26 protein-coding genes and 1 tRNA gene are annotated in these 24,387 nt (G+C 63.6%); 14 read left to right on the forward strand and 13 right to left on the reverse strand.

The features are described 5' to 3' along the window. Positions 1 to 30: 30 nt before the first annotated feature. A complete protein-coding gene (locus FHS50_RS01735) occupies positions 31 to 588 on the forward strand; it encodes a superoxide dismutase family protein (protein WP_183932655.1) in 558 nt (185 codons plus the stop codon). Here the strand turns inward: FHS50_RS01735 and uvrA are convergent. Both uvrA and thpR read right to left on the reverse strand, forming a co-directional pair. Beyond that, positions 585 to 3,500, reverse strand: coding sequence for an excinuclease ABC subunit UvrA (gene uvrA, locus FHS50_RS01740; protein ID WP_183932657.1), 2,916 nt, complete (start codon positions 3,498 to 3,500; stop codon positions 585 to 587). The genes FHS50_RS01735 and uvrA overlap by 4 nt on opposite strands. A 95-nt stretch (positions 3,501 to 3,595) precedes the next feature. Continuing rightward, on the reverse strand, positions 3,596 to 4,132 hold the full coding sequence (thpR, locus tag FHS50_RS01745; RefSeq protein ID WP_183932658.1) for an RNA 2',3'-cyclic phosphodiesterase: 537 nt from the start codon (positions 4,130 to 4,132) through the stop codon (positions 3,596 to 3,598). A 125-nt stretch (positions 4,133 to 4,257) separates the two neighbouring features. Here thpR and FHS50_RS01750 point away from each other — a divergent pair, with 125 nt between their 5' ends. Next, the gene (locus tag FHS50_RS01750) at positions 4,258 to 5,001 is read left to right on the forward strand and encodes a Bax inhibitor-1/YccA family protein (RefSeq protein ID WP_183932660.1); all 744 of its coding nucleotides are present in this window, start codon (positions 4,258 to 4,260) and stop codon (positions 4,999 to 5,001) included. A gap of 54 nt (positions 5,002 to 5,055) precedes the next feature. Here the strand turns inward: FHS50_RS01750 and FHS50_RS01755 are convergent, their stop codons facing one another. From FHS50_RS01755 to FHS50_RS01770, 4 genes are all read right to left on the reverse strand, one after another. Next, positions 5,056 to 5,667: a glutathione S-transferase family protein gene (locus FHS50_RS01755; protein ID WP_183932662.1), complete on the reverse strand. Its 612-nt coding sequence runs from the start codon at positions 5,665 to 5,667 to the stop codon at positions 5,056 to 5,058. Positions 5,668 to 5,731: 64 nt separating this feature from the next. Continuing rightward, on the reverse strand, positions 5,732 to 7,381 hold the full coding sequence (locus tag FHS50_RS01760) for a M28 family peptidase (protein WP_183932664.1): 1,650 nt from the start codon (positions 7,379 to 7,381) through the stop codon (positions 5,732 to 5,734). A 67-nt stretch (positions 7,382 to 7,448) separates the two neighbouring features. Next, entirely contained in the window at positions 7,449 to 9,815 is a 2,367-nt protein-coding gene (gene clpA, locus FHS50_RS01765; RefSeq protein WP_183932665.1) for an ATP-dependent Clp protease ATP-binding subunit ClpA, read from the reverse strand. A 73-nt stretch (positions 9,816 to 9,888) separates the two neighbouring features. Further along, entirely contained in the window at positions 9,889 to 10,083 is a 195-nt protein-coding gene (locus tag FHS50_RS01770; protein ID WP_183932667.1) for a DUF1192 domain-containing protein, read from the reverse strand. A 72-nt stretch (positions 10,084 to 10,155) separates the two neighbouring features. On the opposite strand from FHS50_RS01770, the gene FHS50_RS01775 reads away from it, so the two are divergent. The 8 genes from FHS50_RS01775 to FHS50_RS01810 all read left to right on the forward strand — a co-directional run bounded on the left by FHS50_RS01775 (position 10,156) and on the right by FHS50_RS01810 (position 16,405). After that, positions 10,156 to 11,151 (forward strand): NAD(P)H-quinone oxidoreductase, encoded by a 996-nt coding sequence (locus FHS50_RS01775; RefSeq protein ID WP_183932669.1) that lies wholly within the window; start codon positions 10,156 to 10,158, stop codon positions 11,149 to 11,151. Positions 11,152 to 11,281: 130 nt separating this feature from the next. Continuing rightward, positions 11,282 to 11,989 carry a DUF1013 domain-containing protein gene (locus FHS50_RS01780; RefSeq protein ID WP_183932671.1) on the forward strand — a complete coding sequence of 236 codons (708 nt, stop codon included), beginning with the start codon at positions 11,282 to 11,284 and terminating at the stop codon, positions 11,987 to 11,989. A 32-nt stretch (positions 11,990 to 12,021) separates the two neighbouring features. After that, positions 12,022 to 12,264, forward strand: coding sequence for an exodeoxyribonuclease VII small subunit (locus FHS50_RS01785; RefSeq protein ID WP_183932673.1), 243 nt, complete (start codon positions 12,022 to 12,024; stop codon positions 12,262 to 12,264). Next, positions 12,254 to 13,168, forward strand: a complete 915-nt coding sequence (locus tag FHS50_RS01790) for a polyprenyl synthetase family protein (RefSeq protein ID WP_183932675.1) — start codon at positions 12,254 to 12,256, stop codon at positions 13,166 to 13,168. The genes FHS50_RS01785 and FHS50_RS01790 overlap by 11 nt, the downstream gene beginning before the upstream one ends. Continuing rightward, positions 13,169 to 13,663: a pantetheine-phosphate adenylyltransferase gene (coaD, locus tag FHS50_RS01795; protein ID WP_183932677.1), complete on the forward strand. Its 495-nt coding sequence runs from the start codon at positions 13,169 to 13,171 to the stop codon at positions 13,661 to 13,663. 144 nt (positions 13,664 to 13,807) lie between these two features. Continuing rightward, positions 13,808 to 14,395 (forward strand): peptidylprolyl isomerase, encoded by a 588-nt coding sequence (locus tag FHS50_RS01800; protein ID WP_246333022.1) that lies wholly within the window; start codon positions 13,808 to 13,810, stop codon positions 14,393 to 14,395. Continuing rightward, a complete protein-coding gene (gene queA, locus FHS50_RS01805; protein WP_183932680.1) occupies positions 14,395 to 15,429 on the forward strand; it encodes a tRNA preQ1(34) S-adenosylmethionine ribosyltransferase-isomerase QueA in 1,035 nt (344 codons plus the stop codon). Before FHS50_RS01800 ends, queA begins: the two co-directional genes overlap by 1 nt. A 64-nt stretch (positions 15,430 to 15,493) precedes the next feature. Next, positions 15,494 to 16,405, forward strand: a complete 912-nt coding sequence (locus tag FHS50_RS01810) for a DUF481 domain-containing protein (RefSeq protein ID WP_265568885.1) — start codon at positions 15,494 to 15,496, stop codon at positions 16,403 to 16,405. Here FHS50_RS01810 and lysM read toward each other — a convergent pair. Further along, on the reverse strand, positions 16,402 to 16,851 hold the full coding sequence (lysM, locus tag FHS50_RS01815; protein ID WP_183932682.1) for a peptidoglycan-binding protein LysM: 450 nt from the start codon (positions 16,849 to 16,851) through the stop codon (positions 16,402 to 16,404). The two genes, FHS50_RS01810 and lysM, sit on opposite strands and share 4 nt — an antisense overlap. A gap of 143 nt (positions 16,852 to 16,994) precedes the next feature. Between lysM and tgt the strand changes: the two genes are divergently transcribed. Continuing rightward, positions 16,995 to 18,143, forward strand: coding sequence for a tRNA guanosine(34) transglycosylase Tgt (gene tgt, locus FHS50_RS01820; protein WP_183932683.1), 1,149 nt, complete (start codon positions 16,995 to 16,997; stop codon positions 18,141 to 18,143). Here tgt and FHS50_RS01825 read toward each other — a convergent pair. Further along, positions 18,140 to 19,498: a DEAD/DEAH box helicase gene (locus FHS50_RS01825; RefSeq protein WP_183932685.1), complete on the reverse strand. Its 1,359-nt coding sequence runs from the start codon at positions 19,496 to 19,498 to the stop codon at positions 18,140 to 18,142. The genes tgt and FHS50_RS01825 overlap by 4 nt on opposite strands. Before the next feature lie 88 nt (positions 19,499 to 19,586). Next, positions 19,587 to 19,934: a hypothetical protein gene (locus tag FHS50_RS01830; protein WP_183932687.1), complete on the reverse strand. Its 348-nt coding sequence runs from the start codon at positions 19,932 to 19,934 to the stop codon at positions 19,587 to 19,589. A 332-nt stretch (positions 19,935 to 20,266) separates the two neighbouring features. On the opposite strand from FHS50_RS01830, the gene FHS50_RS01835 reads away from it, so the two are divergent. Beyond that, positions 20,267 to 21,079 carry a SapC family protein gene (locus FHS50_RS01835; protein ID WP_183933849.1) on the forward strand — a complete coding sequence of 271 codons (813 nt, stop codon included), beginning with the start codon at positions 20,267 to 20,269 and terminating at the stop codon, positions 21,077 to 21,079. Between the two features lie 61 nt (positions 21,080 to 21,140). Here the strand turns inward: FHS50_RS01835 and FHS50_RS01840 are convergent, their stop codons facing one another. Next, positions 21,141 to 21,980 carry an N-formylglutamate amidohydrolase gene (locus tag FHS50_RS01840; RefSeq protein WP_183932689.1) on the reverse strand — a complete coding sequence of 280 codons (840 nt, stop codon included), beginning with the start codon at positions 21,978 to 21,980 and terminating at the stop codon, positions 21,141 to 21,143. A gap of 94 nt (positions 21,981 to 22,074) precedes the next feature. Here FHS50_RS01840 and cpdR point away from each other — a divergent pair, with 94 nt between their 5' ends. Both cpdR and FHS50_RS01850 read left to right on the forward strand, forming a co-directional pair. Beyond that, on the forward strand, positions 22,075 to 22,452 hold the full coding sequence (gene cpdR / locus FHS50_RS01845; protein ID WP_183932691.1) for a cell cycle two-component system response regulator CpdR: 378 nt from the start codon (positions 22,075 to 22,077) through the stop codon (positions 22,450 to 22,452). A gap of 79 nt (positions 22,453 to 22,531) precedes the next feature. Next, positions 22,532 to 22,606: transfer RNA gene (locus tag FHS50_RS01850), tRNA-Val, on the forward strand. Positions 22,607 to 22,697: 91 nt separating this feature from the next. On the opposite strand, the gene FHS50_RS01855 is transcribed toward FHS50_RS01850, so the two are convergent. From FHS50_RS01855 to FHS50_RS01865, 3 genes are all read right to left on the reverse strand, one after another. Beyond that, positions 22,698 to 23,072 carry a response regulator gene (locus FHS50_RS01855; protein WP_183932692.1) on the reverse strand — a complete coding sequence of 125 codons (375 nt, stop codon included), beginning with the start codon at positions 23,070 to 23,072 and terminating at the stop codon, positions 22,698 to 22,700. A 71-nt stretch (positions 23,073 to 23,143) separates the two neighbouring features. Beyond that, a complete protein-coding gene (locus FHS50_RS01860; protein WP_183932694.1) occupies positions 23,144 to 23,467 on the reverse strand; it encodes a TraR/DksA family transcriptional regulator in 324 nt (107 codons plus the stop codon). Beyond that, the gene (locus FHS50_RS01865; RefSeq protein WP_183932696.1) at positions 23,464 to 24,285 is read right to left on the reverse strand and encodes a class I SAM-dependent methyltransferase; all 822 of its coding nucleotides are present in this window, start codon (positions 24,283 to 24,285) and stop codon (positions 23,464 to 23,466) included. Before FHS50_RS01865 ends, FHS50_RS01860 begins: the two co-directional genes overlap by 4 nt. Positions 24,286 to 24,387 lie beyond the last annotated feature (102 nt).

Raw genomic sequence — 24,387 nt, forward strand, 5'->3', positions numbered from 1 at the left:
CGTTACGCTTGCCTATCGAAGGAGTATTTCATGCGAGTCATTGTCTTGGCCCTGGCCGCTTCGGCCTTGGTGGCCGGTTGCAGTTCTTCCGGCGAAGAGGAGCAGCAGTCCGGACGGGAAGCGAATGTTGCGGAAGAACCGTTCAGCGTTCCCTTGTCCGACGGGAAGGGCAATCTCGTCGGGACGGTCGAAGTCCGCTCCGAGAGCAGCGGCCTCAATATCACCCTGTCCGTCGCCGGATTGGCTCCCGGCGTAAAAGCGGTCCACCTCCACGAGACGGGAATTTGCGACGCGCCCGAGTTCAAGCAGGCGGGTGGACATTGGAATCCGGAAAACAAGCAGCACGGACGGGATAATCCCGCAGGATATCACCTCGGCGACCTGTCGAACATGGTCGTTAGCGACGATGGCTCGGGCAAGAGCCAGTTCCTTGTCGCTGGCGCCAGCATCGGAGGACCTTCGCCGATGCTGGAAGACCCGGACGGCACTGCCTTGGTTATCCATGAGGGAGCGGACGATTATTCGACCGATCCTACCGGCGATGCCGGTGCTCGCGTAGCTTGTGCCGTGCTGGCGCGACCTGCCTAAGCCAAGGTCTTGGTACGCGTCGGCTGCTTCACTTCCAGCAAGGGTGCCAGATAGGCACCCGTGAAGCTGTCGGCGCATGCGGCGACTTCTTCGGGAGTCCCCGCGGCAACCAGGGTGCCGCCCTTTACGCCGCCACCGGGCCCCAGATCGAGGACGAAGTCTGCAGTCTTGATGACGTCGAGGTTGTGCTCGATAACGACGACTGTATTCCCCTGTTCAACAAGGGCGTGCAGTACTTCGAGTAGCTTGCGGACATCCTCGAAGTGCAGACCGGTCGTCGGTTCATCGAGAATGTAGAGAGTGCGTCCCGTGGCGCGCTTCGATAGTTCTTTGGCAAGCTTGACGCGCTGCGCTTCGCCGCCCGAAAGCGTCGTCGCTTGCTGACCGACCTTGATATAGCCAAGGCCCACGCGCCGAAGCATTTCCATCTTGTCGCGGATGCCGGGAACGGCCTTGAAGAATTCGACCGCGTCATCGACCGTCATGTCGAGAACGTCCGCGATCGACTTCCCCTTGAACTTCACCTCCAGCGTTTCGCGATTGTAGCGCTTTCCGTGACATACGTCGCAGGTGACGTAGACGTCGGGCAGGAAATGCATCTCGATCTTGAGGAGGCCGTCGCCCTTGCAGGCTTCGCAACGTCCGCCCTTCACGTTGAAGCTGAACCGTCCGGGCTTGTAGCCGCGAGCCTGGCTTTCAGGGAGGCCCGCAAACCAGTCGCGGATCTGAGTGAAGGCACCCGTATAAGTTGCCGGATTGGAGCGCGGCGTCCGGCCGATGGGCGACTGGTCGATATCGATGACCTTGTCGAGATGCTCGAGCCCATCGATCCGGTCATGCTTTCCGGACAGCATCCGCGCGCCATTGAGCGTTCGCGCAGCCGAGGCATAGAGCGTGTCGATCGTGAAGCTCGACTTGCCCGATCCCGACACCCCGGTGACGCACGTAAACGTCCCCAAGGGGATCGAAGCGGTAACATCTTTCAGATTATTGGCACGCGCTCCTCGAACGGTGAGCTTCTTTCCCGACCCCTTGCGGCGTTTCTCGGGCACCGCGATTTCGCGCCTTCCTGACAGATAGTCCGCGGTCAGGCTTTCCTCGCACCCGAGAATTTCGTCGAGAGTCCCGGCGCATACGACCTCTCCGCCCTTGACGCCCGCTCCCGGCCCCATGTCGATGATATGATCGGCAGAGCGAATGGCATCCTCGTCATGCTCGACGACAAGCACGGTATTCCCAAGGCTCTTCAAGCGCTTGAGCGTCTCGAGCAGCCGATCGTTATCCTTCTGGTGCAGTCCGATCGACGGCTCGTCGAGCACATAGAGGACGCCCGACAGACCCGAGCCGATCTGGCTCGCAAGCCGAATGCGCTGGCTCTCGCCTCCCGAGAGCGTCCCGCTCGTCCGGTCGAGATTGAGATAATCGAGCCCGACATTGTGCAGGAAGCCGAGGCGCTCGTTGATTTCCTTGAGGATCGCTCCGGCAATCTCGCGTTGCTGCTTGCTCAGCTTCTCTTCTACCGACCCGAACCATTCGACCGCATCGGCGACCGAGCGGCGCGCCGACTGGCTGATGTCCTCTCCGGCGATCTTCACCGCCAGCGCTTCGGGCTTGAGCCGCGCGCCATTGCAGACGTCGCACGGATGCGCCGCCTGATAGCGCGACAATTCCTCGCGCATCCAGGCACTTTCGGTGGTGCGCATGCGCCGCTCGAGATTGCCGATCACGCCCTCAAAGGGTTTCTTCACCTCATAGCTCTTCTTGCCGTCGACAAAACGCAGGACAACGGGTTTCCCCTTGGTCCCGTAGAGAATGACGTCCTGCACCTCGGCCGGCAGGTCTGCCCACCGCTCCTCGAGCGAAAAGCCATAGGCATGCGCGAGGCTGCCAAGCACCTGCATGTAATATGGCGAGGGAGGCTGGCTCTTGGCCCAGGGCACCACCGCCCCTTTCTTGAGGCTCAGCCCTTGGTTCGGCACGACAAGATCGGCATCGAACTCCATCTTCTCGCCCAGCCCGTCGCACGCCGGACAAGCTCCCTGCGGCGCGTTGAAGGAGAAAAGTCGCGGCTCGATTTCGCTGATCGTGAAACCCGACACCGGACAGGCGAACTTCTGCGAAAAGATGATCCGCCCCGCGGGCGCATTGTCGGTCTTGATCCCCTTGGTCTTGGCCTTCGCATCATCGGCAGGCGGGTCGGCGGGGTCGAGATAGGCAAGGCCGTCGGCGACCTTCAGCGCGGTCTCGAAACTGTCGGCAAGGCGCGCTTCGATCCCTTCCTTGATGACGATCCGGTCGACGACGATCTCGATGTCATGCTTATATTTCTTGTCGAGCGCAGGCGCTTCCTCGATGGCATGGAATTCGCCATTCACGCGCAGCCGGGTGAAGCCTTGCTTCTGCCACTCGGCAATGTCCTTCTTGAACTCGCCCTTGCGCCCGCGCACCACCGGTGCCAGCAAATAATGCCGCGATCCTTCGGGAAGCGTCATGGCCCGATCGACCATCTGGCTCACCTGCTGCGCCTGGATGGGTTCGCCCGTCGCGGGCGAATAGGGAATGCCCACGCGCGCCCATAGAAGCCGCATATAATCGTAGATCTCGGTAACCGTCGCCACGGTGGAGCGCGGGTTGCGGCTGGTCGTCTTCTGCTCGATCGAGATGGCGGGCGAGAGGCCGTCGATATGCTCGACATCTGGCTTCTGCATCATCTCGAGAAACTGGCGGGCATAGGCCGACAGGCTCTCGACATAGCGCCGCTGGCCCTCGGCATAGATGGTATCGAAGGCCAGGCTCGACTTTCCCGACCCCGAAAGCCCCGTGATCACCGTCAGGCTTTCGCGCGGGATATCGATGTCCACGCCCTTGAGATTATGTTCGCGCGCCCCGCGCACCGAAATGTTGGTCAGCATAGCCTGCCAGTTTGTTCCATATTTGTTCTAGCGGCGCAAGTGCGGCGCGCATCTACCTAACGCGAGCTTGGCAGATGGGGGTCCATCGCCAGCGTTCAAGCGCCTAGCGGATATTGCGCGACTGCGCGGTATAGCGGCCCGGCATGGCCCAGCTCGCTTTCGAACAATGTGAAGCGATCGATCCTCATCGCGGGGCTCGACAGCCCGCCGTGCCGCTCGCTCCAGCCACGATGCTCGACCACGCGCCCGCTCCATCGTGCCAGCGTGACATGCGGCAGAAAGGCGCGCCGTTCGGGCGGCAGTCCGCAGGCGGTGACCGCGCGGTCGATCTTGTGGTGCAGGGCCTCGATCGGTTCGCGCGGCGCCATCCTCGCCCATAAGGCGCCCCGCCGCTCGCGATCGAACGCCCCCACGCCGTCCAGCCGGCATTGCAGGGCGGGTGCGCGCACGTGGGCCAGCAAATGGGCCAGGTCCTCGGCCACCGGCCTTTCCACTTCTCCGATGAAGCGCAGGGTGCAATGCAACTGCTCCTCGCTGATCCAGCGCAGCCCCTCGGGTTCGCCGTCCATCACGGTGACGAGGCGGTCGATCATCGGCTCGGGCGGGACGAATGCGACGAACAGGCGGTGCATGGGATGAGGCTCTAGCGCAATCGGGCGCCCCGGCGCATCCGGTTTCGCTTGAAAGTCGGGCACGATATCCCGATATTGGCGTTCAATGAGGGCAAAAAGTGACGTCTTCGGACGAAGGAGAGACGATGCAGAACCAGTTTGACGAACGGACCCGGCAGACCGGCTTCACGCCGGGCGCAACGGCCAGCGTTCCGCGCGCCGCGCGCGATGCGGGCCTGCGCAGCTACATGCTGAAGGTCTATAATTACATGACGTCGGGCGTCCTGCTGACGGGCATCGTCGCGATGCTCTTCTACAGCTCGGGCATGGCCGCCACCGTATTCATGGGCGGGGGCTTCCTGCCCTGGCTCATCATCCTGTCGCCGCTCGCGATCATCTTCGCGATGAGCTTCGGGATGAACCGCATGTCCACGGGCACGCTCCAGATGATGTTCTGGGGTTTCGCGACCCTCATGGGCCTGTCCATGTCGACCATCTTCCTGCGCTACACGGGTATCTCGATCGCGCAGACCTTCTTCGCCGTTTCGGCGGCCTTCGCGGGCCTCAGCCTGTGGGGCTACACCACCAAGAAGGACCTGTCCGGATGGGGCACCTTCCTCATCATGGGCGTGGTTGGCCTGATCGTGGCGCTGCTGCTCAACGCCTTCATCTTCCAGTCGGGCGCCATGTCGATGGCCATCTCGGCGATCGGCGTGCTGATCTTCGCGGGCCTCACCGCCTATGACACGCAGAAGATCAAGAGCATCTATTTCCACGTGGCGGGCACCGACATGATGGGCAAGGTGGTCATCATGGGCGCGCTCAACCTCTATCTCGACTTCATCAACATGTTCCAGTTCCTCCTGACCTTCATGGGCAGCCAGGAATAGGAACGGCTGACAAGTCGATGAAAGAAGGCCCGGCGGGAAACCGCCGGGCCTTTTTCATTGCTGCTTGCCCAATTTCTCGTCGATCGCCTTGGCCTCGCGATAGGCGGGCCTCGTGACGAGCCGCTCCGAATAGGCGCGCAATGCCGGCCGGTCGGGCAACGTGCCGAACTGGATGCCCCAGCTGACATGGCTGCCCACATAGACATCGGCCATGGTGAAACGCTCGCCCGCGACATAATCGGTCCCGCCCAGGTGCTGCTCTAGGACCGCGACGGCTTCGTCATAGCTGCCATAGCCCGCCATCCGCCGCTGCTCTTCCTTGGGCTCGAAGCCCATCGCATGGTTGGAGATCGCGCTCTCGAGCGGCCCCGCGGCAAAGAAGAGCCAGCGGTAATAGTCTGCGCGATTGCCGTCGTCGGGGCCCAGCCCGGCCTCGGGAAAGCGGTCGGCCAGGTAGGCGCAGATCGCGGCGACCTCCGTGACTACGCGGCCGTCATCGACGATGGCGGGCACCTTGCCCATCGGGTTGATCGCCCGATAGGCCTCGGACTTCATCTCGGGGCCATAGGCGATGATCTTCTGTTCATAGTCGGCACCCGCTTCGTGCAGAGCCCAGCGCGCGATCTGACCACGTGAATGCGGATTGGTATAGAATTGGATGGCCATGGCCTGCCCCTTTCCCATGCTCGGAAAAGGGGCAGGCTGGACCTCGTGGGTCCGGCTGGCAAGCCTAGTCGCGCTGGTCGGCGCTCTGGTCGCGCACCGCGCGGAATTCGCTGCCCTCGGCCCAATTGGGCCATTCGCTCGAATTGGCGAGCTTCTCGCCGACGCGGTGAAGCAGGAGGGCATTTTCGGCAATGCCGCTGAAATCCCACTCGCGCGACCATTCATCGCCCTGCTGGTGATAATGGTTGGCGACATATTCGCGCGCGATCTCGGCGGCCCGCTCGGCACCGCCCTTGCTCAGCGCCTGTCCCGACCGGAAGCTCACCGCCGGAACGCCTGCCTGCGCGAAGGGGAAATGGTCCGACCGGAAAAAGCCGCCGGCCTCGGGGCGCGGGTCGGGGGAGAAGCTCTTGCCCATCGCCTTGGCGTCGGCGATCAACAGGTCGAGAAGGTCGAGCCGCGCGGTGCCGCTGATCGAGAAATCAGACGCCGGGCCGAACACGCCGAGGCTGTCGGTATTGATCACCGCGGCGGTGGTCGACAGCGGGTAAAGCGGATTGGCGGCATAATATTTGCTGCCCAAGAGGCCACGTTCCTCGGCACCCACCGCAAGGAAAATGACGCTGCGTTCCTGCGGCCCCATCTCAGCAAAGGCGCGCGCCTGTTCGATGAGGTGGGCCAGCCCGGTGGCATTGTCGAGCGCGCCGTTGAAGATGGTGTCGCCATGTTCGTCGGGATCGCCCATGCCCAGGTGGTCATGATGCGCGGTGTAGATGACATATTCGTCGGCGCGCGTGGTGCCCGGCAGGATGCCGACCACATTCTTGGCCTCGACCTTCTGCAATTCGGTGAGCACGGTGGCATCCAGCTTGGCGTTGAGCGTGACCGGCTGGAAATTCTTGCGCTTGGCGGCGTTCTTGGCTTCCTCGAAGCTCATTCCGCTCGCCTCAAAGATCTTTGCCGCAAGGTCGCGCTGGATCCAGCTTTCGAGGCCCGTGTGCGCCTTGGCGGGATCGTCGCGGACGATGTCGAAGGTGGTATTGTTCGAATTGCGGACAGTGGCCCAGCCATAGCTGGCGGGCTCGGTTTCATGGATCACCATCACGCCCGCCGCGCCGCGCTTGGCCGCTTCTTCATATTTGTATGTCCAGCGGCCGTAATAGGTCATTTCCTTGCCGCCGAAATCGCCTTCGCCGCCCTCGAAATCGGGATCGTTGATGAACAGGACGACGATCTTGTCCTTGACGTCCACGTCCTTGTAATCGTCCCAGCCGCGCTCGGGCGCGGTCACGCCATAGCCCACGAAAACCAGCGGCTTGTCGGCCATCTGGACCTGCGCCATGCCGTTCATCGGCGCGCGCACCGCGATTTCCTCGCCCTGGGTCAGCTGGATCCGCTCATCGCCCATGGTGAGGTGGACCAGCGGCTCGTCGACCATGCTCGACTTCATCAGCGGCACGTCCTGCGTCCAGCTCTTGAGACCATGCTCGTCGGGCTCGCCGCCGGGCTGGAGGCCCGCGGCGGCAAAGGCACCGGCCAGATAGGCAACGGTCTTGGCTTCGCCGAGGCTGTCGGGCGCGCGGCCCTCGAAGGCATCGGCCGACAGGGTGCGGACATGGGTCGACAGCTTGTCCGAATCGAAGACCGGGTCATGGGCAGGGGCAGGGGCGGCGCTCAGCGCGATGAGGCTGGCGGCGGTCAGCAAACGTGTCATCAAACTCTCCGAAAATGGGATTGGCGCGGCCTTCCAGGAGGCCACGCCAATCATTGGGTGCAAAAATCTATTTCTTGTCGCCCGCGGACGGCTCCTTGGGCGGTGCCTTCTTCTTGCTCGCCGCGGGCTTCTTGGCCTTCTTCTTGGGCGGCTTGCGCTTGGGCTTGGGCGGGGTCGGGACGATCTCGAAGGCAGGCTTGCCGTTCTTCAGATGCACCTTCACCTCGCCGCCATCTACCAGCTTGCCAAAGAGCAGTTCCTCGGCAAGCGGCTGCTTGATCTTCTCCTGCACGAGCCGCGCCATCGGCCGCGCCCCATAAAGCTTGTCATAGCCCTTGGTGACCAGCCAGTCGCGCGCTTCCTCGTCCAGTTCGATATGCACGTCGCGATCCGCCAGCTGCAGTTCGAGCTGCAGGATGAACTTGTCGACCACGCGGCGCACGACGGCAGGCGGCAGGTAACCGAACGGCACCACCGCATCGAGACGGTTGCGGAATTCGGGCGTGAACATCTTCTTGACCGCATCTTCCTGCGCATCCTCGCGGGTGGCATTGCCGAACCCGATGCTCTCGCGCGCCATGTCCGCCGCCCCCGCATTGGTCGTCATGATGAGGATGACGTTGCGGAAATCGACCGTCTTGCCGTGATGGTCGGTCAGCTGGCCATTATCCATCACCTGCAGAAGGATGTTGAACAGGTCGGGATGCGCCTTCTCGATCTCGTCGAGCAGCACCACCGAATGGGGGTTCTGGTCGACCGCATCGGTCAGGAGCCCGCCCTGGTCATAGCCCACATATCCCGGCGGCGCGCCGATGAGGCGGCTGACCGAGTGGCGCTCCATATATTCGGACATGTCGAACCGCTTGAGCTCGATTCCGAGGATCGACGCCAGTTGGCGCGCCACCTCGGTCTTGCCCACCCCGGTGGGCCCGCTGAACAGATAGTTGCCGATCGGCTTGTTCGGCTCGCGCAGCCCCGCCCGTGCCAGCTTGATCGCGCTGGCGAGCTTCTCGATCGCGATATCCTGCCCGAACACCACCCGCTTCAGGTCGGTCTCGAGCGTCTCGAGCACGCGCTTGTCATCGCTCGACACGCTCTTCGGCGGAATCCGCGCCATGGTCGCCACCACCGCCTCGATCTCGGCGACGCTGATGGTCTTCTTGCGGCGGCTGGGCGGCTTGAGCATTTGCATCGCGCCCACCTCGTCGATCACGTCGATTGCCTTGTCGGGCAGCTTGCGGTCATGGATGTAGCGATCCGAAAGCTCGACCGCGCTCTTGATCGCGTCGGGCAGATAGCGGACTCCGTGATGCTCTTCGAAATTGGGCCGCAGCCCGGTGAGGATCTTGATCGTGTCCTCCACCGAGGGTTCGACCACGTCGATCTTCTGGAACCGCCGCAACAGCGCCCGGTCCTTCTCGAAATGGTTGCGGAATTCCTTGTAGGTGGTCGAGCCGATGCAGCGGATCGACCCCGACGACAGAGCAGGCTTCAGAAGGTTCGAGGCATCCATCGCACCGCCGCTCGTCGCCCCCGCACCGATGACGGTGTGGATCTCGTCGATGAAGAGAATCGCGTGCGGCAGCTTCTCGAGCTCGTTGACGACCGACTTCAATCGCTCCTCGAAATCCCCGCGATAGCGCGTCCCGGCAAGCAGCGCCCCCATGTCGAGCGCATAGATTACCGCTTCGTTCAGCACGTCGGGCACGTCGCCCTCGACGATCTTGCGCGCCAGGCCCTCGGCGATGGCGGTCTTCCCGACGCCCGGATCGCCGACATAAAGCGGGTTGTTCTTGGACCGGCGGCACAGGATCTGCACCGTGCGATCAACCTCGTCGCTCCGGCCGATCAGCGGATCGATCTTGCCCTCGCGCGCCTTGCGGTTGAGATCGACGGTGAATTGCTGAAGAGCGCTTTCCTTCTTCTCGCCGCCTTTCGCCTCGACCTTTTCGTCGGGCGCCTCGGCACCTTCGGGCGGGCTCGGCTCGGCGCTGCCGCCCTTGCCCACGCCATGCGAGATGAAGGTCACCGCATCGAGGCGGCTCATGTCCTGCTGCTGGAGGAAATAGACTGCATAGCTCTCGCGCTCCGAAAAGAGCGCGACCAGCAGATTGGCGCCGGTCACCTCGTCGCGCCCCGACGACTGGACGTGAAGGATCGCGCGCTGCACCACTCGCTGGAAACCGCTGGTGGGATTGGGGTCGGTCGCGGCATCGCTCACCAGCGCCCCCAATTCGGTGTCGAGATAATTCTTGACGGTGGTGCGCAGTTCCTCGCGCTCGACCCCGCAGGCATTCATCACCTGCGCGGCATGTTCGTCGTCGATCAGCGCGACGAGCAGATGTTCCAGCGTCGCATATTCATGACGCCGCTTGCTTGCCTCGCCCAACGCATTGTGAAGCGTCTGTTCAAGTTCGCGGGCAAAACTGGGCATGAATTTTTCTCCTTGTTCCAGCTACATCGGAACGGGTGGGGAGGGGTTCAAGGGCAGGATGGCCACCACTGGCTCAACTCTTCCTGAACAGCTGGTCAGCGGCGGACAGATGGCTCGACTTTCCGGCCTTGTGGCTTTCGACCCGGGCGATTTCGGCCTTCAGCCGGGCAATGCGCTGGTCGAGTTCGTCCAGCGACAGGGGGTCAAGGTCTTCCCGGCCGATTTCCACGATCGGGTCGCCGGGGGCAAAATCGTCATCCTCTTCCATCCTTCTCAGCGTTGACCCTCATCGCCCCCAAGTCAATAAGTCGAATCGCCCCAAGACCGGACGAAGGAAATTATGCCGCTCCCCGATGTCATGCGTGTCGTCGCCATCGCCCAGCTGGGCGGGCCGGAAATGCTCAGGCTCGAACAGAGGCCGCTGCCCTCGCCGGGCCCGGAAGAGGTGCTGATCAAGGTGGCGGCGGCAGGCGTCAACCGCCCCGACATCCTCCAGCGCATGGGCCTCTATCCCCCTCCGCCGGGGGCCAGCGACATCCCGGGCCTAGAGGTCGCCGGCGAAGTGGTCGCGGCGGGCGAGCTCGCCCAGTCTATGATGGGCAAGAGGGTCTGCGCCCTCGTGTCGGGCGGCGGCTATGCCGACTATTGCATCGCCGATCGCGGCACCTGCCTCGTCGTTCCCGAGATCCTCACCGACGCCGAGGCGGCGGCGATGCCCGAAACGCTCTTCACCGTCTGGATCAACCTTTTCGAACGGGGCTTCGCGGCCGAGGGCGACCACGTCCTCGTCCATGGCGGGACAAGCGGCATCGGCACCATGGCAATCCGGCTCGGCAATCTCTTCGGCCTTGACGTCGCGGTGACCTGCGGAAGCGATGAAAAATGCGCCGCCGCGCTCGACCTGGGCGCGGCGCTGGCGATCAATTACAAGGACAGCGACTTCGTCGACGCGATCGAACGGTGGACCGAGGGACGCGGTGTCGATGTCGTGCTCGACATGGTCGGCGGCGATTATCTGCCGCGCAATCTGGCCTGTCTCGCCGAGGATGGCCGCCATGTCTCGATCGCCTTCCAGCGCGGCAAGGATGCGACCCTCGACATCATGGACATGATGCGCCGCCGCCTGACGCTCACCGGATCGACGCTTCGCCCCCGCGAAAATGCCTTCAAGACGATGGTCGCCGACGAACTGCGCGGCACCGTCTGGCCCTATGTCGAGGGCGGGCGCCTCAAGCCGGTGATGGATGAGGCCTTTCCGCTCGCCGAGGCCGCCAAGGCCCATGCGCGCATGCAGGCGGGCGAGCATATCGGCAAGATCGTGCTGCTCACCGGCTGATGCGGCGGCGCCGGACGCCCGTTCGGACCGCGCCAAGGTATTGCCCTCAGGGCCGCAAAGGCCTACATCGGCTCTCACAACATTGGCCGCTCCGGAAAGGGGCGGCCCTTTCTATTTTTGGAGTTTGCTCATGGCCCAGCCCCTGATGCCCCACGCAACCGCCGCCTGGCTCGTCGAGAACACGGCACTCAGCTTCGAACAGATCGCCGAATTCTGCGGGCTTCACATCCTCGAGGTGCAGGCCATTGCCGACGATACCGCGGCGACCAAGCTCACGGGCCGCGACCCGCTGCGCGCGGGCGAACTGACTCATGAGGAAATCGAGAAGGGCCAGAAGGACCCCGATTACCGCCTCAAGATGATCAAGGCGCCCGAAGCGGTCACCCGCACCAAGGGGCCGCGCTACACACCCGTTTCCAAACGGCAGGACAAGCCCGACGGCATCGCCTGGATCATCAAGAACCATCCCGAGGTGACCGACGGCCAGATTTCCAAGCTCATCGGCACCACCCGCACCACTATCGGCGCGATTCGCGATCGCACCCATTGGAACATGGCCAACATCCAGCCCAAGGATCCGGTCACCCTGGGTCTGACCACCCAGCGCGAACTCGATGCCGCGGTGGCCAAGGCCGCCAAGGCCGCGGGCAAGGAAGAGGCGCCTGCCGACACCGGGATGGAGCATGATCGCGAAGCGCTCATCGAACAGCTGCGCGCCGAACGCGAACAGGCTGCGCGCGACGCCGAAGCCGCGCTCGCTGCCGAAGCCGCCGAAGCCGCGGGTGAGGACAAGAGCGACGAGATCGTTCCCGGCATCAAGGACCCGTTCAAGCATTGATAAGTGCGCGCCCCCGCGCCACAGTCATGCCCATGAACGAACAGCCTGTCGAACAGATGGATTTCGAGACCGCGCTGGCGGAGCTCGAAACCATCGTGCGTACCCTCGAACAGGGGGATGAACCGCTTGACCGCTCGATCGCGCTCTACCAGCGCGCCGAGACGCTCAAGAAACATTGCGAAACCCGTTTGAAGTCCGCGCGCGAACGGATCGAGAAGATCACTCTCGACGCCGATGGCAATCCCGCGGGGGCCGAACCCTTCGATGCCGGCTGAGCCATTGGACCAGCCCGTCCTGACCCTTTCCGAAGAGGCTGGCCGTGTCGCCGCCCGGGTCGACGAACTGTTCGACAAGCTGCTCACGCCGCCGGGCGACCGGCGCGACCGCCTGTTCAAGGCGATGGCCCATGCCGCGATCGGCGGAGGCAAGCGCATGCGCCCCCTGCTCACCGTCGCTGCCGCCCGCCTGTTCGGGATCGACGAGAAAAGGGCAATCCGCGTCGGCACCGCGATCGAGGCGATCCATGTCTATTCGCTCATCCATGACGATCTGCCCTGCATGGACGATGACGATCTGCGCCGCGGAAAGCCTGCCACTCACAAGCGTTTCGACGAAGCGACCGCGGTGCTCGCGGGCGACAGCCTTCACGACCTCGCCTTCGAAATCCTTTCCGATCCCGCGACCCACGAACGGCCGGCGGTGCGATTGGAACTTATCGCCGCGCTTGCGCAGGCCTCGGGGCCGGCGGGAATGGCGGGCGGGCAGATGATGGACCTTGCCGCCGAAGGCGAGGCACTCGATCTCGGCGCGATTACCCGACTCCAGCAGCTCAAGACCGGCGCGCTCATCGAATATTCGGTCGAGGCCGCCTGCATCATGGCGCGGCTCCCCGAGGACCGGCGCACGCCTTATCGCGGCTATGCCCGCAATGTCGGGCTGGCCTTCCAGATTGCCGACGATCTCATTGATCATTCGGGCGACGAGGAGAGGGCGGGCAAGCGCGTCGGCAAGGATGCCGATGCGGGCAAGGCGACGTTCGTCTCGCTCCTGGGCGAGGAACGTGCCCGCGCCCAGGCCAACATGCTGGTCGAGCAGGCCGGCGAACATCTCAAGGGGCATGGCGAGGAAGCCGATCTCCTGCGCGCCATCGCGCGCTTTGCCGTGGAAAGGGACCGTTAAATGCGCATCGGCGTCTATCCTGGAACCTTCGATCCCATCACGCTGGGACATCTCGACATCATCCAGCGCGCCTCGGGTCTCGTCGACAAGCTCATCATCGGGGTGACCACCAATCCCGCCAAGGCGCCGATGTTCTCGGTCGAGGAACGGCTCGAGATGGTCCGCCGAGAAACCGCGTCGCTGGGCAAGGGGATCGAGGTGGTGGCCTTCAACTCGCTGCTCATGGACTTCGCGCAGGAACAGGGCGCGGCGATGATCATCCGCGGGCTGCGCGCGGTCGCCGATTTCGAATATGAATATCAGATGGCGGGCATGAACCAGCAGCTCAACGACGAGATCGAGACTGTCTTCCTGATGGCCGATGTTTCGCTCCAGCCGATTGCCTCGCGGCTGGTGAAGGAAATCGCGCGCTACGGCGGCCCCATCGACAAGTTCGTTCCGGCAGAGGTGGTCAAGGATGTCGCCCGCCGCCTCGCCGAGGAAAATGGCAGCTAGCGGCCATCGACCATTTATCTCGCGCCCCTAAAAGGGGTGGCAAGCGGTCCATGCCTCTGATAGGCGGACCATCCAGACTTTCCGTGGAGGGGATATATGTTCAAGGCGTTGGTTCGATTGGCTTTTTGCGGGGCTGCCATGACCATGGCACTGCCTGCCTCGGCCGAGGTTCTCACCCATCGCGCTCCGGCGCATATCGCCGAGGATCCGGCGAACCAGCTGACCTTGGAACTGTCGAATGGCGGCACGGTGGTGATCCAGCTTCGCCCCGACGCCGCGCCCCGCCATGTCTATCGCATCCAGCAGCTCGCCAGCTCGGGTTTCTATGACGGCGTCATCTTCCACCGCGTCATTCCGGGCTTCATGGCGCAGGGCGGCGATCCGACCGGCACCGGCCAGGGCGGCAGCCCGCTTCCCGATCTCGAGGCCGAGTTCAATCGCCTTCCGCACGTTCGCGGGGTCTTTGCGATGGCGCGCGCCGAAGACCGCAACAGCGCCAACAGCCAATTCTACATCGTCCTCCATCCGCGCTTCAATCTCGACCATGAATATACCGTTCTGGGCCGGGTGAAGTCGGGCATGTCGGCGGTCGATGCCATCGCGCCCGGCGAACCGCCCGCCAACCCGACGCGGATCGTCCGCGCTTCGCTCGGCGGCCCGTTGCCCGCCGCTCCCGCTGCCCCTGCCGCGCAGGCAGAGGCGGTGGCCGAAGAGAGCGCCCCGGCCGAATAATGAAAGTCGACCTGTTCGACTTCGACCTGCCGCCCGAACGCATCGCGCTGCGCCCCGCGCGCCCGCGCGATGCCGCGCGCATGCTGCTCGTGCGCGGCGAGGAGATGGTCGACAAGGGCGTGCTCGACCTGCCCGACCTGCTCGATCCGCGCGACGTGCTCGTCTTCAACGACACCCGCGTGATCCCCGCCCAGCTCGAAGGAAAAAGAGGGGAAGCCCGCATCGGCGCGACCCTTCACAAGCGCAAGGGGCTACGCTCCTGGTGGGCCTTCGTGCGCAACGCCAAGCGCGTGCGCGACGGCGACCGCATCGACTTCGGCAAAGGCGTCACCGCGATCGCCGAGCGCCGCGACGAGGCCGGTGCGATCCTGTTGGATTTCGAAGGCGAGGAACCCGTCGAGATCCTCCTTGAACGCGCCGGCACCATGCCGCTTCCCCCCTACATCGCCTCCAAGCGCGGCACCGACGAGAAGGACCGCGACGACTATCAGACCATCTTCGCCCAGCAAGACGGTGCAGTCGCCGCCCCCACCGCTTCGCTGCATTTCACCGATCGCCTCGTCAAGGCAATCGACGACGCAGGCATCGCCCGCGAAACGCTCACTCTCCACGTCGGCGCCGGTACTTTCCTGCCGGTGAAAGCCGACGACACCGAAGACCATCGCATGCATTCCGAATGGGGTCGCATCGACCAGGCGACGGCCGACCGCCTCAACGCCGCGAGGCAGAGCGGCGGGCGTCTGATCGCGGTGGGCACCACCGCGCTTCGCCTCCTCGAAAGCGCCGCTGACGAGGATGGCAGGATCCATCCCTTTGAAGGCGACACCGACATCTTCATCACCCCGGGCTATCGCTTCCGCGCGGTCGACGGGCTGATGACCAATTTCCACCTGCCCAAATCGACGCTCTTTATGCTGGTCTCGGCGCTGATGGGCCTCGATGTGATGAAGGCGGCCTATGCCCATGCGATCGAGCATCGTTATCGCTTCTACAGCTATGGCGACAGCTCGCTGCTACTCCCGGCCTCGCGTTGATCTCTGCCGCTTCGGCCTGTAGGCCGCGCGGCATCCTTCCACCTATTGAAACGGAGCGCAATTCGTGACGCGGACGATCGCCCTTGGCCTCATTCTTCTTGGCGCAGCACCGGCCGGCGCCGCCTTGCCCGAGCCTGTGCGCGAGATGATCGATGCCGCGGTCGCGACCGGCGATCCCGCCAAGGTCAGCGTCATTCTCGACCTCGCTCGGCAAACCAATCCCGAGGAGAGGGCCGAGCTGGACGCGATCGCGGCCCGCTTTGCCGAGCAGCAGGCGGCGAGGGCCGCGGCCGAAGCGAAGCGCAAGCAGGAGGAAATTCGCGAAGCCGGGATGCTCGAACGTTGGAAGGGGCGTGGAGAATTGGGCGCCTTTCGCGCGACGGGCAATAGCAATGACCTCGGCGTCACCGCAGGCCTGAAGCTCAAGCGTGAAGGCATCGACTGGCGCCACAAATTGTCGGGGCTCGTCGATTATCGCCGCAGCGATGGCAGCACGACGCGCGAACAATTTCTCGCGGCCTATGAGCCGCATTACAAGATCGAGGATGGGCTGTTCGCGTTCGGCCTTGCCCAATATGAGCGCGACCGTTTCCAGGGCTTTGCCGCCCGGACGACCCTGTCCGGTGGCCTGGGCTATCAGCTGGTCGACAGCGAACGATTGCAGGTCGCGGTTAAGGGCGGGCCGGCATGGCGTCGTACCTCGCTGATCGGCGGCGGTACCGAGAACCATCTGGCGGGACTGGCCGCACTAGATCTGGATTATCAGCTTACCGACCGGCTGGCGCTAACGGAAAGCGTCGAGGCCTATCTGGAAAGCGGCAGCACGACGCTCAAGTCGGTTACGGGCTTGGAGGCCGACCTGGGGGGCAGCCTGATCGGGCGGGTGGCCTATGTCGTCGAACATGAGACCGACCCGCCCGCCGGCGCGGTCAAGACCGACACGCTGACACGCGTGACAATCGTCTACGACTTCTAGGCCGTGGCCTTCTCGGTCGGGATGCGCAGCACCTGGCCCGGATAGATCTTGTCGGGGTCCGACAGCATCGGGCGATTGGCCTCGAAAATGCGCATGTAATCGTTGGCATTGCCATAATATTTCTTGGCGATTGCCGAGAGCGTATCGCCGCTTTCGACGGTGTGGAAGCGACCGGGCGAACCATCGCCGCCTTGGAGATCGTCATCGTCGACGCTGTCGATATGCTTGGTGTTGCCGGTAATGACCATCAGCTTTTCCTTGCTTGCCTGGTCGGGCACCTTGCCGCTGATCTTCACCCGGTTGCCTTCGACGCGGACCTTGATGTCGCCGCCGATCCCGGCTTTCTCGATTTCCTTGCGAAGGGCTTCGGCCTTTTTCTCGGCGGGGGTCTGCTCGTCGAACAATTCCTTGCCCTTGTCTTTCTTGAACATGTCGAAAATGCCCATGGTGCGTGCTCCTTGATGATTGGTGCGACCGGAACGCGCGAGGGAGAAGCAATGTTGCTCCGCTCATCCCGCTCCGGCGGCGCCCGGCACCATTTGAACGGGCCGCTAGCCACGAAGCGGCGGAGCCATTAGGAGCGCGGCGCATGAGCAGTTCATTTTTCAAATTCGCGATTGCCGCCACCGACGGCGCCGCGCGCACCGGCACGATCGAGATGCAGCGCGGAACGATCCGCACACCGGCATTCATGCCGGTCGGGACGGCCGCCACGGTCAAGGCGATGAAGCCCGAAAGCGTGCGCGCGACCGGCGCGGACATCCTTCTTGGCAATACCTACCACCTGATGCTCCGGCCCGGTGCGGAGCGGGTGGCAAAGCTCGGTGGCTTGCACAAATTCATGAACTGGGACCGGCCAATCCTCACCGACAGTGGCGGTTACCAGGTGATGAGCCTCGGTGAGCTCACGAAAATGAGCGAGGAAGGCGTGCGCTTCCAAAGCCATATCGACGGTTCGCGCCACATGATCACGCCCGAGCGGTCGATGGAGATCCAGCGCCTCCTGGGCAGCGATATCGTTATGGCCTTCGATGAATGCACGCCCTATCCCGCCACCCACGAAGTCGCAAAACAGTCGATGGAATTGTCAATGCGCTGGGCGCGGCGCAGCCGCGATGGGTTCGACAGCGGCGGCGAACATGCCGAGCGCTCGGCGCTGTTCGGCATCCAGCAGGGCTCGATGTTCGAGGATTTGCGCAAGCGTTCCACCGATGCACTGCTCGACATCGGTTTCGACGGCTATGCGGTGGGCGGGCTCGCGGTAGGCGAGGGGCATGACCGGATGATGGCGACGCTCGATTTCGCCGCGCCGATGCTGCCTTCCGACAAGCCGCGCTACCTGATGGGCGTGGGCAAGCCCGATGACCTCGTCGAAGCGGTTCGCCGGGGGATCGACATGTTCGATTGCGTGCTGCCTACCCGCTCGGGACGAACGGGACAGGCCTTCACTGCCGATGGGCCGATCAATATCCGCAATGCGCGCTTTGCCGAGGACGAGCGACCGCTCGATCCCGAATGTTCATGCTCGGGCTGCAGCGACTATTCGCGGGCCTATCTCCACCATCTCGTCAAATCGGGTGAAATCTTGGGCGCGATGCTGATGACCGAGCATAATCTCAGCTTCTACCAGCGGCTGATGGCAGGCATGCGCGATGCCATCGCCGAAGGCGGCTTCGGAACATTCGCGAAGGATTTCCTCGCCCGCTACCGAGCGAAGGGCGACGCTAAGAGCGACTAGACCCCGATCGAAAGAAAGGACGGCACCGGACCGTTCCAATCGTCGTCAACGGCTTCGCGAGCGCGAGCCGGGCTGTCTTTCTTCTTGGGCGGTTCCTCTCTCGAGCGGCGGGGCTTTTCGTCCCGTTCCTCGGACTGGGCACGGGTCTTCTTCGGCTTCGCCGCAGGCTTTTTCTCGGCCATGTCGGTCTTCTTCGGCTTGGCCGGCTTGTCCTTGGCGTCCGCAGCATCGCCGGCCGGAGTCTTCCCGGTCTTGCCGATCATCTGACCGATAAGCTTCTCGATCGCTTCGATCGCTTCGGCATCGGACGGGGTGGCGAGTGTATAGGCTACACCCGTCGCGCCCGCGCGGCCGGTGCGCCCGATGCGATGGACATAATCGTCGGGCTGCCACGGCACGTCATAATTCACGACGGTCGAGACGCCCTTGATGTCGAGACCGCGCGCGGCAACGTCGCTGGCGACGAGGATGTTGATCTCGCCCGACTTGAAGCGGTCGAGTTCGGCAATGCGATTGGACTGGTCCATGTCGCCCTGGATCTGGCCGATACGGAACTTGGACCGCTTGAGGCTCGTGGCCAGTTCGCGAACCGTCACCTTCTTGTTGCAGAAAACGATCGCGGTCTCGGTGCTTTCGTCGCGAAGGATCTCGCGCAGCGCCGACCGCTTGTCGCGCGGCGATACCTTGACGAGACGCTGTTCGATATTCTCGTTGGTGCTGGCGGCGCGCGCGACCTCGACCGTCTTGGGATCGGTGAGGAACTGGTCGGCCAGTTTCTTGATCGGCGGCGGCATGGTCGCCGAGAAAAGCAGCGTCTGGCGATTGCGCGGCAGCTTCTGGCAGATGCTTTCGATGTCGGGAATGAACCCCATGTCGAGCATGCGATCGGCCTCGTCGATGACCAGGAGGTCGCAGCCGTTGAGGAGGATCTTGCCCCGTTCGAAAAGGTCGAGCAGGCGGCCCGGCGTGGCAATCAGTACGTCGACGCCTTTTTCGAGCTGCTTAATCTGGTCGCCCATCTGCACGCCGCCGATCAACAGCGCCATCGATAGGCCCGGGTGATATTTGCCGTATTTCTCGAAATTTTCGGCGACCTGCGCGGCGAGTTCACGCGTCGGCTCAAGGATCAGCGAGCGCGGCATGCGTGCGCGGCTGCGGCCCTCGGCGAGGATGTCGATCATCGGCAGGACGAAGCTGGCCGTCTTGCCGGTGCCGGTCTGGGCAATGCCGATCAGGTCCTTGCCCATCAGCGTCGGCGTGATCGCCCCCTTCTGGATAGGTGTCGGCGTGTCATAGCCCGCGTCGCCAACGGCGCGGAGCAATTCATCGGAAAGGCCGAGATCGGCAAAAGTCATTCAAAAATCCGGAAAAAGGAACGCGGGGAAGCCCGCTCACACACGGTTAGCGGCCCTGCCGCCAAGGCGCGAAAAAGTCAAGGAAAGCTCAACCCCCGCGGCGTGGCTCGAGAAGATGGAATTTCTCGATCTTGCAGCTTCCGCCCATGCGGGTGCGGATGACATCGCGGTCGGCGCATAGCTGCTCGTCGCTCGGCTGGAGGTAGAAGCCGCCGTAGAAATCGAGGGTGGGGCAGTCGCTGTCCATCTCGACCCGAAGGCGCTGGCGGTTGGCCAGTACGAAATCGACCGAGCGCGGCCCGCTGATGAGGGCACCCGCGATGCGGCGCGAAGGCAGGCAGCGCGGCCCGTCGCGAAGAAAGAAGGCCTGGGGACTGACGGTGCGGCTGCGGGGGCGGACGGGAACACGGACGATGAGCTGGCCACGGATGATCACGCGCCGGACCGTCGGCGGTTCTGCCTCTGCTGTCGGCGGAGCCGGGGCAAGGCCAAGGCTGCTCAATGCCAAAAGCGGGAAATATCCCAGCGTAAAGATCAAAGATTATGCTCCACGATGCCACAAAGATTGTGCCACCGGACGGTTGAACCGCAAATGAATTGCGGGCGCAAGGCCGGCAGGGTCGGCGCGTCTCGGGGGCGCTCCGTCACAACGATGCTTGCAAGCCAGCGGGGAGGGGCTTAGAGGGTGCGCCATCGAAATCCACGCTGGACACATGAGCCGCGCGTAGGCGCGTGAAGCCCGGCCAATCCTTTGGGAGAATGATCGACATGGCGAGCCAAGCGCCGAATCCGCAACTGCCCCCGCTGTACCAGGGGCTCGAACCCATCAATTCGTCCAAGCATGCCGACTGGAATGTCCGCCAGCTGATGAAGGTCCCGCACGCGGCCACCGTGCATGCCGTGCCTGCCACCGTCGATGAATTCGCGATGCTGCAGAAGACCTACCCGATCATCTTCTCGGCAGGCGACAATCCGGTTCCGCTGGTGCTGATGGGCCTCAACGAAGGCGTGAACTGCTACCTCGACGAGGAAGGCGGTCTCATCGATCAGGAAACCTATCTTCCGGCCTATCTGCGCCGCTATCCCTTCATGCTGGCCAAGCTGCGCCCGGACAGCGACGAACTGTCGCTCTGTGTCGATCCGACCTCGGGTGGCATCGGCGAGTTCGACGAAGGCGAGCCGCTGTTCGACGGCAAGGAGCCGAGCGCCGCGACCAAGAACATCCTCAACTTCTGCGAGCAGTTCGAAACCGCCGGTCAGCGCACCCAGACCTTCATGAACGCGCTCAAGGAACATGATCTCATCATGGACGGCGAAGTCGCGATCCAGCCCGCCGGCCTCGAGAAGCCGTTCGTCTATCGCGGCTTCCAGATGGTCGACGAGAAGAAGCTGCGCGACCTGCCCGGCGACAAGCTGCGCAAGCTCAACCAAGAAGGCATCCTGCCCCTGATCTTCGCGCACCTTTTCTCGCTCTCGATGATCCGCGACCTGTTCGCGCGCCAGGTGCGCCAGGGCAAGGGTCCGGTGGACGAGAAGGACATCGCTGCGGCCCAGCAGTCGCCTGCTTCGACCGAAGCCTGATTGTCTTAAGTCCGATGAATTGGCCCGGTGCACCTCAGGGGTGCGCCGGGCTTTTTCGTGTCTATTCGGCGGCGGCCAGCCCGTGGCGCGGCCAAGCCGCCACGATCGCGCCGGCAATCCGCTCGATAAGCGTGCGCGTCCGCGCAAATCCGGGGCCGGGCCCGCGCATCAGCGGGTCGAGATAGGCCGAGCGGCAGAATTCCAGCTGCAGAACATGGATATTGGCGGCGGGATTGCCGTGGGCCCTGGCGATATGGCCGCCCGCGAAGGGATGGTTGAAGGCGACGGGCATCTTCATGCTGCGCGCCTGCTCTCCGGCGAGGGCGGATAGCCATGGCGCGGCGCTGCTGCCGTGGCGGTCGCCGATCACCAGTTGCGCATCCATGCCGCGTTGGCGGGGCATCGAATGACAGTCGAGCAGGACGACGCCCCCATGCCGGGCCGCCACACGGTCGATCATTGCGGCGAGGGCGTCATGATAGGGCGCCCATCCGGTTCGGATGCGCTGTGCGAGGGATTTTTCGTCAAGCGGCGGCCACAGGAGGCCGGGGCGGGAGGTGCGGGCCGGGATGAGGCCCAGTCCATGCGCGGCGCGGGCCCCTGACGGCGGAGGCGGCGCGCGCGCGACGACCGCCGGGTCGAGATCGTCGGGCGCACGATTGCAATCGATGATGCCGCGCGGATTGCGCGCGATGACCGCGCCATGCCCCTGCACGACCAATCCATCGACCAGCCGGTCAACCAGCGGATCGGCAAGAGCCATGATCGCTTTGCGGCCACCATTTGCCGTCCGTTCGAACGCACGATCGATCTCGCGCCCGCTGTGCGGCACCGAGAGGATCAGCGGCAGCGCATCGGCCGGCGGATGGATGGCGGGGGGGAGGAGTGGAGGTTCGCGCAAGATGGTGCAGATTAACCGTGCCAATATGCAACATCAATCGCGATTGCCCTCAGGCCATCTGGTAAAAGCGCGGGTAAGGGCGCATATAGGCGGCATGTACAAGATCCTGCTTGCCGAAGACGACCAGTCCATGCGCGAATATCTTGCGCGGGCGCTCGAACGCGTCGGATATGAGGTGGTCGCCGTGGGGTGCGGCACCGAAGCTATGCCTCTCCTGGAAAAGGATCGCTACGATCTTCTCCTGACCGACATCGTGATGCCCGAGATGGACGGGATCGAACTGGCGCAGAAGGCAAGCGCGCTCGACAGCGAGATTCGCGTGATGTTCATCACCGGATTCGCCGCCGTCGCGCTGCAGGGTGGGAAGACCGCGCCGGAGGCCAAGCTGCTCTCGAAGCCCTTCCATCTCAAGGACCTGGTCGCCGAAGTCGACCGCATCTTCCAGACCGAAGACCAGCACGGCCGACTTTAGGCCTTGGCAAGCCGTGATTCGGGCCTTAAAGGCCCCTTCCAGCCACTCGGATCGCGTAAGGCGGACCGATAGGAAATGTGGGCGTGTAGCTCAGTGGTAGAGCACTATGTTGACATCGTAGGGGTCGCAAGTTCAATCCTTGCCACGCCCACCATTTCCTCCTGATTTTCCAAGAAAAATGACACAGAGACGCCGCCCCCGCGAAGGAGGCGGGCCACGCCCGTCGATGCGCGAACCGTCCGCGCTCAATCGTCGTCGGAAATGAGCATCTCGATCGTTTCGAGAAGGGTCTTGTGGTCGAACGGCTTCTGCAGCCGGGGTCGCGGTTCCCATTCCTTGGGCATCGACCAGTCGGCATAGCCCGAGATGATCACGAAGGGGATGTCGCGGTCATCGAGGATCTGGAGGATATCGAAGCTCTTCTCGCCGCGGATGTTGAGATCGACCAGCGCGGCGTCGATCTGCTCGTTGCGCGCAAGGTCGATTGCGGCGGCCATGTCATAGGCGGGCCCCACCACGAAATAATCCGCTTCCTTCAGCCGGTCCTCGGCTTCCATCGAAATCACGGGGCTGTCCTCGACCAGGAGGATCCGCCCGCGATGGCTCCGTTTATCGTTCACTTAAAGTTCCCTGTCGGCCGTCTTTTGCGGCGTCTGTAGTGTGAATCTTCGGGCAAGGCGAAGGTTCCCTCTCACCGGGCGCACCCGATGCAGTGGGTGGCGGCCGGATCATGCTCGAGCCGCTTCTCGGCAATGGCTTCACCGCATTCGAGGCAGAAGCCATAGTCGCCTTCCTCGATCCGGCGAAGCGCGGCATCGATCCGCAGCTTTTCCTGCTCGCGGCGACGATCGAGCGCCTGCGCCATTGCCTGGACCTGGAGCGCATCCATGCGCGAAAGGCGCCCGACGCTTTCCTGGTCGAGGGTCACGGGCTTGCGCCCTTCCTCGTCGAGGCGCTGCTCCTCCTCAAGCGCGCGGCGGCGCGCCAGCAATCGCTCGCGCGCCTCTTCGCTCATTCGGGCTTGCGGAATTTCAGGGTCATGCGATCCGATTCCCCGATCGCCTGATATTTCTCGCGATCCTTGTCCCCTTCGGCAAGCCGTGGGGGAAGGGTCCAGACGCCTTTCTCGTAGTTCGCATTGTCCTTGGAATTGGCGTTGATTTCGCTGGTGTCCACCAGTTCGAAGCCCGCGGCTTCGGCCAGTTCGATTACCCGGCTCTGCTTCATATAGCCCGACGTCCTCATCATCTCGTCAGGGCGATTTTCTGGCAGGCGATGGTCGACCACCCCCAAGGTGCCGCCCGGGCGCAGCATGCGGAACATCGAGGCGAAGAATTCGGCGCCATAGGGCTTGTCGCCCATCTCCCAATTATGGACGTTGCGGAAAGTGAGCACCACATCGGCGCTTTCCGCCGGGAAGCTGGTCGGCGAGGACGGGCTGTCCATGGGCGACAGGATCACCGAGCGGTAGGTTTCGGGATCCTTTTCCATCATCTTGCGCACGCTCGACAGGCCGCGTTCGCTGGCGACGAGGGCAAGGCTACCTTCCTCGGCGAGATAGGGCGCGAGGATCTCGGTGTACCAGCCGCCGCCCGGCCATATCTCGACCACCATGTCATCGGGCTTCACGCCGAAGAATTCGAGCGTTTCGGCCGGATGGCGGTACTGGTCCCGCGCGACATTGTCGGGATCGCGGTGCGGCGAGGCGATCGCGGCGGCAAGCGCGTCCTTCTGGCTCGCGGCGGTATTGACGGTGGCGTTGGTCTGTTCGGCGGGTGCGCAGGCGGCGCCCCCCAGTGCGAGAAGGGCGATGGTATAAGCGATCGGCCGCATGAATATATTCCCCTGTTGATATGCGTTGGCATATCAGATGGGGCTCGCGGCGCGGCTTGGCAAGCGCGAGGCACCCGCCGGGGCAGGCGCCTTGCACGCGAT

Source organism: Sphingomicrobium lutaoense (assembly GCF_014195685.1).
Taxonomy (GTDB): Bacteria; Pseudomonadota; Alphaproteobacteria; order Sphingomonadales; family Sphingomonadaceae; genus Sphingomicrobium; species Sphingomicrobium lutaoense.